This window comes from uncultured Neptuniibacter sp. (assembly GCF_947498015.1).
GTDB lineage: Bacteria > Pseudomonadota > Gammaproteobacteria > Pseudomonadales > Balneatricaceae > Neptuniibacter.
In genome coordinates this window covers 35,925-46,250 of record NZ_CANMIR010000018.1, presented here as the reverse complement: position 1 = coordinate 46,250, position 10,326 = coordinate 35,925, and the positions used below count along the sequence as shown (strand labels likewise).

Sequence of the window (10,326 nt, the reverse complement as noted above, 5' to 3'; positions counted from 1 at the left end):
AAAAAAGCTAAAAACACCCCCAACCTGTTCACTCAGCAATCAGCGCTGTTTAATCCCTGATCAATAACCATAAAAAAAGCGCCTGACGGCGCTTTTTTTATCTCTTCTCTAACCCTTCAAAACTAGCACCGAACAGCTGGCTGATTCTGTCACCTTAGCGGTTACAGATCCCAGCACCATTTTTTCTACTCTTCCATGTTTTTGTGCATTTATGACTATTAGATCCGCACTAATGGATTCTGCGTGCTTAACAATCCCTTTATACGTATTGCCCTCGCTAGCTTTAACCGTCACGGTTTTATCTTTGAGGCATCTTCTCCCTAAAGCACTTAACTCACCCTCCATCGCTCCTAAGGCATCCGTTACAGCGTCTTTAGGGAAATACGAAGCTACGACCGACATCTGGTAACCTGGTAATACTGAGATCAAGCATATCTGTACATCATTACCGAAATACTTATCCACTGCAGTTAGCGTACGTTCTGTACCTTTACGATCCTGTAAATCAATTGGAACTACTATATTTTTAAACATCTGATTCACCCGCAAAAATTCTTCTACGTCTTTGCATCCAAGCGATCGCAATTAGCAACATAATCACCGGAATCCAAACAAGCTGTTTCGGCGGCCGATCAGCTTGTACTTCAAGTGATAGTATCTCCCAGTCAAAATCTATTCCCACTTTTTGTGCGGCGCTATCAAACGCTACCATATCCACAATCGTGCGAGACTCTTCCTGACGTAAGACTAAACCCGCTGAATCCAATCTTTCCTTCCCTTGGCCAGCAGCAGATAGCGGAAGCTCTACTGTTCGATTAACAAAGTTACCGTCAATCGTTTCTCCCGCCACTCTCATTCTTAATGGCAACCCCTCAGGAAGTTTCTCTGCTACGCTCTCTATCTGATTCGGTGGCAAGTTCTCTATTGGTGGATAGATCTCATCCCAGACAAAACCTGGTCTAAACATCAAAAATGCTACGACAAGCAATAATACTGTTTCGTACCATCTGTTTTTTACAAACCAGAACCCCTGTGTAGCTGCCGCAAACACCAGCATCGCAACTAACGCACCAAAAATTGTCATCAGAAGATGACTGACACTCTCTATCCCTATGAGAATAAGCTCCGTATTGAAAATAAACATAAAAGGCAGTACAGCTGTTCGAATGTCGTAGGTAAACCCCTGAATACCAGTTCGGATTGGATCTGAACGAGCTATTGCCGCAGCGGCAAATGCCGCCAACCCAACAGGAGGCGTGTCATCCGCCAGAATACCAAAATAAAATACAAACAGATGCACAGCGATTAACGGCACGATCAAGCCATGCTCAGCCCCCAAAGTGACTATTACCGGAGCCATCAATGTTGAAACCACAATATAGTTTGCAGTCGTTGGTAACCCCATTCCTAAAATCAAGCTAATCACCGCAGTAAAGAGCAACATCAGGAGCACGCTACCTCCTGAGATAAACTCAACAAACTCCGTCATTACAAGCCCGATACCCGTCAGTGTCACTGTACCTACAACAATACCCGCCGCCGCAGTTGCAACACCAATACCGATCATGTTTCTCGAACCGGAAACCAGACCATTAAACAGATCCTCGACGCCACACTTGACCTGTTGCCCCCAATCATTATCCGATCTGAACAATCCTTTTAATGGCCTATGCGTTACAACAATGAAGACCATGAATAAGGTTGCCCAGAATGCTGACAACCCTGGTGAAAAACGCTCGACTGTTAAGCACCAAACCAGAACCACCACAGGAAGAAGGTAATAAAGTCCTGATTTCACTGTCGGAGCTGTTTCCGGTAATACGACCACATCTGAATTAGGATCATCCATATGCAGATCAGGGTAACCTGCAGAAAATTTCACCAACCAGATATAGGCCACCAGGATCACTAAACCCGCAATCAGGTAGGACCAGTTCCCAATATAATCTTTTGTCCACCCTAACCCGTAGTACACCACCATCGAGATAATGCAGACCCCGGCGACAATCATCGCCCAGACACTTAGCTTTTGCGCCAATGTAGCTGTATTTCGCGTTGGCAGCCCCTCCATACCCGCCTTAAGCGCTTCAAGATGCACGATATAGATCAGTGCAATATAGGAGATTAAAGCTGGTAAAATTGCATGTTGAATTACCTCGATGTAAGAGATACCAACATATTCCACCATCAGAAATGCAGCAGCCCCCATAATGGGTGGAGTGAGCTGGCCATTCGTTGATGCTGCAACTTCAACTGCACCCGCTTTATACCCGGGAAAACCCACCCTTTTCATAAGAGGGATGGTAAATGTACCGGTCGTTACAACATTCGCGATAGATGAGCCTGAGACCAAGCCACTCAATCCGGACGAAACAACCGCGGCTTTCGCAGGCCCCCCTTTCATATGTCCCAACAACGAGAAAGCGACCTGCGTGAAATAGTTTCCTGCTCCGGCCTTATCCAATAGAGAGCCAAACAAGACAAAAAGAAATACAAAACTCGTTGAAACACCCAAAGCCACACCAAACACACCCTCTGATGTCAGCCATTGATGTGACATCGCTTTATTTAGGCTTGCTCCTTTATGAGAGATCACCTCGGGCATGTAGGGTCCGGCAAATGTGTAAAGAAGGAAAACTGAAGCCACCACCATCAGTGGAGGCCCCAATGCTCTACGGGTTGCCTCAAGTAGCAACAACATTCCAGTTACCGCGACAACAATATCTGCAGTGATAGGGGCACCGGCTCTGTCAGCCAGTTCCCGATGAAAGACAACGAGATAGCTGGCACTGAAGGCCGCTATCGCAGCAAATATCCAATCATGCCAGGGAATATGGGTACGCGAAGAATGCTTAAATGCAGGAAACGCAGTATATGCCAGAAAGATTGCAAAACTCAGATGGATCGCTCTAGCCTGCGTATCGTTAAAAACACCAAAATCAAATATAAACGGTAAAGGAGATGAATACCAAAGCTGGAAAAGCGCCCAACCTAATGCCACAAGCCATAGAAACTTTCCCGAAATTCCATCTGGAGATCGGGCTCCTGAATCTGCCTGCGCAACCATCTCCTGAACTTCTTGAGAGATAGCAGAAGCTGAATGACTCGTATTATCCGTCACAACATCACCGTATTTTTATAATAGAGACTGATTTTCATACCGTACAAAAACGGGGACATAAGTCCCCGTATCTATTAGCAAAGAGCCTTACAGCAGACCCGCTTCTTTATAATATTTCATTGCCCCCGGATGCAGTGGCGCAGAAAGACCATCTTTTACCATCTGCTCTTTCTTAAGGTTTGCAAACGCTGGATGTAACTTACGAAAAGTATCGAAGTTCTCAAACACAGCCTTCACAACCTCGTAGACCACTTTTTCAGGGACATTTACCGAGGAGACAAAGGTAGCGCCAACACCGAATGTTTCAGTATCAGCATCATTTCCTCGATACATCCCCGCTGGAACGGTAGCCGTACGGTAATAGCTGTTATCTGCAATTAATTTAGTTACATCTGCGTCATTAACATTGACTAACACGCTATCACAGGAGGTGGTCGCTTCTTTGATCGCACCACTTGGGTGACCAACCACATAAACCATGGCATCAATTTTGTTATCACAAAGCGCACTTGCCTGCTCTGAGGCTTTTAATTCCGATGCCAGGGAAAAGTCATCCATACTCCAACCTTTTGCAGCCATCAACACCTCAATCGTGCCGCGCTGCCCTGAACCAGGATTACCAACATTGACTCTCTTACCTTTGAGGTCGTTGAAAGACTTGATACCAGAATCAGCCCGTGCCACGACAGTGAAAGGTTCAGGGTGAACCGAAAAGACCGCTCTCAGATCTTTGTTAGCGCCTTTATCTTCAAATTTGCTTGTACCGTTGTAAGCGTGGAACTGCCAGTCAGACTGAGCCACACCCATATCCAACTCTCCAGCTCGGATAGTATTCAGGTTATAAACCGAACCACCAGTCGACTCCACAGAACATCGAATGCCATGATTTTTACGGTTTTTATTCACCAGCCTGCAGATCGCTCCACCTGTCGGATAATAAACACCCGTCACACCACCCGTGCCGATGGTAATAAATTCCTGTGCCGTGGCAGTTGTTGCACCTCCCATTGCAGCAAGACCAACGCCCATTGCCAACAAGCCAGAGGTAACCGTCTTACGAAACGTCATAACAAACTCCCTATGATTTTATTATCAGGCTATGAATTGAGCCTCAGATATTTACACATATCACTCAAAAGACTAGACCCATAAACGTCAAGCTTCAAAATTTATACGATAAATACCCTTAAATTAATTGATAAATAACATGCAACATCAACTAGATAACACGTTTTTGCTTACACCGACAACAGCCACTCTTCAGATAAACTTCCTGCTAAATACCTTTATTTGATTCTGCTATTAATGCCGTTTAAAACGGTGGATTTTCCTATACGGAAAAACGTCAACAACAACACCCGAGCTCACCTTATTCTGGATATCCTTCCAGAAAGCCACACTCAAAAGATCACCATGCAGTTTATTAAACAAACTACGGATATTTTGATCACACGCAGTCAGCATCGAAAGCTCTTCAGGAAAAACATCGTTAGGCCCTACCGAGTACCATGGGTCATCAGACATTTCCTGTTCTGGATAAAGCGCCTCGGGAATCTCCCTGAAATTACACTCGGTCAAATACATAATCTCATCATAATCATAAAACACGACCCGGCCATGACGGGTGACTCCAAAATTTTTGAATAACATATCCCCGGCAAAGATATTTGCCGCAGCTAACTGCTTAATCGCTTTCCCATATTCATTGACCGCATGAAACAGCGCTGTTTCATCTTCACGTAACCTGGCTTCATCAATAAATATGTTCAGCGGCGTCATATAGCGCTCCACCCAGAGATGGCGAATGATAATCTCATCGCCTGATAAATAGATTGAGGACCCGGCTACGGCTTGAAGCTCCTCTATCAGAGCCGGTGAAAACCGGTTAAGTGGAAATGAGAAGTTAGTAAACTCCTGTGTATCAGCCAACCGCCCGACACGATCATGCTTTTTAACAAGGTGATATTTCTGTTTAACCATCTCCCTTGTCACGTGCTTGGATGATGAGAACTGATCTTTAATGACCTTAAATACAAATGGATGTGAGGGCAGCATAAAGACAGTCATAACCATCCCCTTGATTCCGGGGGCGACTTCAAACTGATCCCCTGAGCGATTCAGGTGCGTTAAAAAATCACGGTAGAATTCAGCCTTTGCCTGTTTATAAAAGCCAATTGAGCTATATAGCTCCGCATGTGATTTTTGCGGGATTAAGGACTGTAAAAACCGAACGAACTCGGATGGAATATCAATATCAACCAGAAAATAACTACGTGTAAAACTAAATACGATCGAAACATCATCCTCATCGCTTAGAACCGTATCAATATACACAGCCCCATTTTCATTATTCAGCACAGGAAGAACAAACGGCTGCTCTCCGTGAGGCATATGAATCCTGCCAACCAGATACGCTGCCTTATTTCGAAAAAACACGCGGTTTACGATATCTACTTTTGTATTCTGGTTTGCGGTTACCCCAGCGGAAAGGTGCTCTCGGATATAGTAGATAAGATTTCGTATATCCCTGCGTTTATTCTCCCAGGGAATTGCAAATGCAAAATCATCCATCACCTTAGATAGCAGATGCACCAGACCGTAATCTGAAAGTGAATAGGTCCAGTAAATCGGCTCCCCCGATTGAAAAACCTCTCCCGATCGCGTCGTCAGGATGAACATATTTTCACTATCGATCAGGTGATGCTGAAACAGATGACAGTAGACCGAGTTATAAAACGTCTCTGCCAGCTCTGGATCAGTCCGTTGACGTATGAGTTTGCTGTAATACGCCTTAGCCTGATGCCAAAGCTCAGGTTGATAGATCTCATCCCCCAGCAGTTGCTCAAGAGCGTTCGCTGCTTCTGCGACCATCTCTTCATATAATTCAATACGCTCAGCAGAAAGTTGCTGCAGTTCATTCCAACTGGCCGTTTCAAAATATTTCTGAGCGCAATCAGTAATCTCCTGAAAACTGAGACGGTACTCTGCAAAAAAAACCATCACCTGTGCAGCGATCCGTTGGTGTGTCTGCCGTCTCATCGATTTATCCTATTATTTGCATATGATAATGCGCACGCTAAACGTTTCTGCCATTCTAGAATCGTAATATAGATTGATCATAGTACGACTATTCTGAACTGTATAAGCATGTTTATCTGGAGCGAGGCTGCTGATGTATACAATCCCAACACTTTCTGCAGAGAGTAACAAACCAAGGGCAATAGCTGTTTTAACCAGTGGCGGAGACTCCCCTGGTATGAACCCCGCTATCCGTGGCGTAGTTCGTGCGGCATTACATCGGGGTATTAAGGTATACGGCGTAAACAAAGGCTATAGCGGCTTGATCATCGGCGATATAGGCGAGATGAATTCAGCATCGGTCACCAATATTGTCCAGCGTGGAGGCACACTACTAAAAAGTGATCGTTGCCTTGCCTTCAAAGACCCGGCGGTCAGGCATCAAGCCTCAGAGGTACTAAAAGAGAAAGGTATTGATAGCTTGGTTGTCATCGGCGGCGATGGTTCATTGACCGGTGCCCACCTGCTGGCCTCCGAGAGTGATATCCGGGTTATCGGTCTTCCGGGCACCATCGATAATGACATCTACGGCACCGATGACACCATAGGTTTCGACACTGCCGTCAACACAGCCTTGGATGCAATAGATAAGATTAGGGATACGGCTCTCTCCCATGAAAGCCTTTTTTTGGTTGAAGTGATGGGCCGAAATTCAGGTTTCATTGCCACCCATGTAGGTATTGCATGTGGTGCTGAAATGATCGTTGTACCTGAATACGAGGTGCAGATTGATGCAATATCCTTCCAGCTTGCTAATAACCGCGCTCAGGGCAAAGGATCCAGCGGCATAATAGTGGTAGCAGAGGGCCAAACACCCGGTCTGACGTATAATCTGGCGAAACAATTGGAACAACATGAGCAAAAACCCAAAGTATGCATCCTCGGTCATATCCAACGTGGCGGCAGACCGTCTGGTCATGACCGCGTTCTGGCATCATGCCTGGGTGCATCCGCCATCGATTATCTCTGTGCCGGATATAATGATGTGATGATCGGCGTCAGGGGGGGAGTCATTACCGAAACACCTCTGCAACAAGTAATTGAAAAATCCAAACAACTTGACCCAGACCTATTCCAGAGAGCACTACTACTTCACAAATAGTCAGATTCGATCCTAGTCTGTTGTCGCTGCTCATCAGGACGTTATACTCCCGGAATGAATTTAGTCACCTCAAACCTGATCGAGCAGTACCAACGTAAACTATCCAACGAAAACCTAGCTGAAGATGCATCTCAGTGGTCGACTGTTTACAGGCTTCACACTCTGCTGAATGAGCTTTCCCGCCCGAAACCTCTCTTTAGAAAGCCAAAACCGATAAAAGGTATCTATCTATGGGGCCCGGTCGGTCGTGGAAAAACGATGCTCATGGACCTAGTCTGCCAATGCCTGAATGAGCATCAACACCTGCGGCTACATTTCCATCGTTTTATGGCGATGATCCACCAGCAACTGTTCGAGCACAGCGGTCACCCTGAGCCTCTTCAATACCTGGCAGAAAAGCTAGCCAAGCAATACTCCGTTATCTGTTTTGACGAATTCTATATTTCCGACATTGGAGACGCCATGCTACTTGGCAGATTATTTGATGCACTCTTCCAACGGGGCGTAACCATCATCAGTACATCCAATACACAGCCAGATAATCTTTATGCTGGAGGACTTCACCGCGACCGGTTCCTGCCTTCGATTCAAGCCATCAAGCGACATATGGAGATTATTTCACTAGATAACGGAACCGATCATCGCCATAGAGAACTAGAACACTCCTCCGCCTACTTTATTGATCAGGAGTCTGCCTTAGCAGAGCTCTATCAACAGCTTACATTAGCAAGTACTTCGGAGACTGTTACTCGGGTTGAGATATGCAGCCGATTGATACCCTGCAAAGCCAGTCAGGGCGATGTCGCCTGGTTTACATTTTCGCAGCTGTGCGAAGGCCCACGTTCAGCCAGAGACTATATAGCGCTGGCTCAAGACTTTTCTCACATTTTGCTTAGTGAAATCCCCCGCTTTGCGGGTAAAGGCCAAGAACAGATTAAAGCCCCTGGGACGGAAGATGGGCACGCAGCTGTCAACAGCACAGGTCTGCGCCAGATTATTCAAAGCCATCAGGATGACTCGGCCAGGCGCTTTATCAGCCTGGTTGATGAGCTCTATGACTGCCGGATCAATCTATACCTGAGTGCGGAAGCCAAAGCTGAAGAGCTCTATAAGGGTGACCTATTGAGCACCTCTTTTAAACGCACTATCAGTCGTCTAAAAGAGATGTCTTCAAAAGAGTACCAGACACTACCAAATATACGTTTTTAACGCAGATAAGGGTTTGTCTGTTTCTCTTGTCCAAAGCTTGATCCGGGACCATGACCTGGGATGAACTCTACGTCGTCTCCCAAGGGAAGGAGTTTATCCTTAATTGAAGATATTAATTCCTGATGGTTCCCCTGTGGAAAATCAGTGCGCCCAATGGATCCGTTAAACAGAACATCTCCCACTATTGCCACCTGATCCTCAGGGTTATAAAACACAACATGACCTGGGGTATGGCCAGGGCAATGGATCACATCCAGAGCAGTATCACCCACTTTAACCTGATCCCCATCTTCCAACCAACGATCCGGCTCAAACCCTTCACAGTGAGGAAAATTAAACATTGCACACTGCTGAGCCATACCATCTATCCAAAACTGATCACCTTTATGGGGCCCTTCAATCGGTAACACTTTGCTTTTTGACAGCTCAGCAGTACCCCCGGCATGGTCAATATGAGCGTGTGTTAGTAGAATTTTTTCCAGCTCCACTCCCTCTTCCTGAGCCACAGCGAGAATTTTTTCCAAATCACCACCCGGATCCACAATCGCCGCTTTATTGCTTGCTTCGCACCAGATGAGTGAACAGTTTTGCTGAAAAGGGGTCACGGGGATAATTCTGTATTTCATAACAATCTCAAATAGGCTCTAAAAGACCGCTCTAGTATATCAGGGTCACGACTGAGGGATAGCAGGGGTGCAGAGTCTGACACATCGGCAAACGAAAAAAACAGCCACAAAATCTAATAAAACCGGCTTGTTTTCCAAACTATTTAAGGACACAGTAGAAGAGCAACACGCGTGAAAATAAGTTATAGGAAGGCCAGGAAGTAACGATGAAAAAAAACAAGCATGAAGCTGAGCTGGTTAAAGAAGCATTGCGTATAGGCGCGATCTACTTTGAAAAACGGGGAGCCGGCAGGTTCGAACAGACAGATAGCGCATCCAACAAAGTGACCGCAATCTACCGACTTCTGGTGAAAGATGGCTTGATTCAGGCCTTAGCAAAAGGTCAGGACAGTGAACCCAATATGAGACATAAACTCGCTCTTTGGATGGAGCGACAGTTGCCAGAAGATCATCCATTACGTAAGGGATAGAGAACTTTCCTAGAGTAGCCCGGTTATCCGTTGAAGGAGCAGTAGCTTTCCACACAGGGATGACTTCAGGTTCAACTTTTCGGGAGAGAGCCTAATCGTTGGAAACAACCAAATCTCAAATATTATGATTTGGATCACTGATAGAACTCCCTTGGGCCTCAGTTTTTTTTGCTTTAAACGGTAGTTTGAGATTAATATCTTGAGGGCGCTATCTGTAATTAAGGCTTAGATTTTATGGACTTACAAGAAACTGAAAACTCAAATACGCACAGAACGGATTTTATTGAGTGTTTACGCCTGATCGAGCGCTTGCATCGACGTATCCTGGATATTTTAAAATTCAGGCTTGAAGCCCTTGGCTATGCAGACATCAACAGTGTGCAAGCACTGCTGCTTCACAATATCGGTGACCGCGAAATGAATGCCGGAGAGCTACGCACACGTGGCTACTACCTTGGTTCCAATGTCTCTTACAATCTGAAAAAGATGGTCGGGAATGGCTACATCAAACAGGAGCGTTCCGAACATGATCTACGCTCGGTGAGAATTAAACTCAGCCAGAAAGGCCTTGCGATCCACCACCTTATTGCCGAACTATTTGACCAACAGCTTGAGCAGATAAACGCTGAGCAACGGATTACCATGGAAGAGTTAAGCAATATACGTTCACAACTTCGCCAACTTGAAAGCTTCTGGGATCAGCAGATCGGCTGTTACTGA

9 protein-coding genes are annotated in these 10,326 nt (G+C 45.7%); 4 read left to right on the top strand and 5 right to left on the bottom strand.

All coding sequences use genetic code 11. From position 1 onward, the window contains the following. Positions 1-108: 108 nt before the first annotated feature. From Q0882_RS16290 to aceK, 4 genes are all read right to left on the bottom strand, one after another. Positions 109-534 carry a universal stress protein gene (locus Q0882_RS16290; RefSeq protein WP_299183923.1) on the bottom strand — a complete coding sequence of 142 codons (426 nt, stop codon included), beginning with the start codon at positions 532-534 and terminating at the stop codon, positions 109-111. Beyond that, complete coding sequence (locus Q0882_RS16285) at positions 527-3,067, bottom strand: TRAP transporter permease (protein ID WP_299183929.1); 2,541 nt, start codon at positions 3,065-3,067, stop codon at positions 527-529. Before Q0882_RS16285 ends, Q0882_RS16290 begins: the two co-directional genes overlap by 8 nt. A 141-nt stretch (positions 3,068-3,208) precedes the next feature. Then, positions 3,209-4,189 (bottom strand): TAXI family TRAP transporter solute-binding subunit, encoded by a 981-nt coding sequence (locus Q0882_RS16280; RefSeq protein WP_299183920.1) that lies wholly within the window; start codon positions 4,187-4,189, stop codon positions 3,209-3,211. 234 nt (positions 4,190-4,423) lie between these two features. Beyond that, entirely contained in the window at positions 4,424-6,160 is a 1,737-nt protein-coding gene (gene aceK / locus Q0882_RS16275; RefSeq protein WP_299183917.1) for a bifunctional isocitrate dehydrogenase kinase/phosphatase, read from the bottom strand. 133 nt (positions 6,161-6,293) lie between these two features. Here aceK and pfkA point away from each other — a divergent pair, with 133 nt between their 5' ends. Beyond that, positions 6,294-7,301, top strand: a complete 1,008-nt coding sequence (gene pfkA / locus Q0882_RS16270; protein ID WP_299183914.1) for a 6-phosphofructokinase — start codon at positions 6,294-6,296, stop codon at positions 7,299-7,301. Positions 7,302-7,355: 54 nt separating this feature from the next. Further along, complete coding sequence (zapE, locus tag Q0882_RS16265) at positions 7,356-8,510, top strand: cell division protein ZapE (protein WP_299183911.1); 1,155 nt, start codon at positions 7,356-7,358, stop codon at positions 8,508-8,510. On the opposite strand, the gene Q0882_RS16260 is transcribed toward zapE, so the two are convergent. Beyond that, the gene (locus Q0882_RS16260; RefSeq protein ID WP_299183908.1) at positions 8,507-9,136 is read right to left on the bottom strand and encodes an MBL fold metallo-hydrolase; all 630 of its coding nucleotides are present in this window, start codon (positions 9,134-9,136) and stop codon (positions 8,507-8,509) included. The two genes, zapE and Q0882_RS16260, sit on opposite strands and share 4 nt — an antisense overlap. A 206-nt stretch (positions 9,137-9,342) precedes the next feature. On the opposite strand from Q0882_RS16260, the gene Q0882_RS16255 reads away from it, so the two are divergent. Together Q0882_RS16255 and Q0882_RS16250 are read left to right on the top strand one after the other, a co-directional pair. Continuing rightward, positions 9,343-9,606: a DUF5062 family protein gene (locus tag Q0882_RS16255; RefSeq protein WP_299183905.1), complete on the top strand. Its 264-nt coding sequence runs from the start codon at positions 9,343-9,345 to the stop codon at positions 9,604-9,606. 234 nt (positions 9,607-9,840) lie between these two features. Next, positions 9,841-10,326 carry a winged helix DNA-binding protein gene (locus Q0882_RS16250; protein WP_299183904.1) on the top strand — a complete coding sequence of 162 codons (486 nt, stop codon included), beginning with the start codon at positions 9,841-9,843 and terminating at the stop codon, positions 10,324-10,326.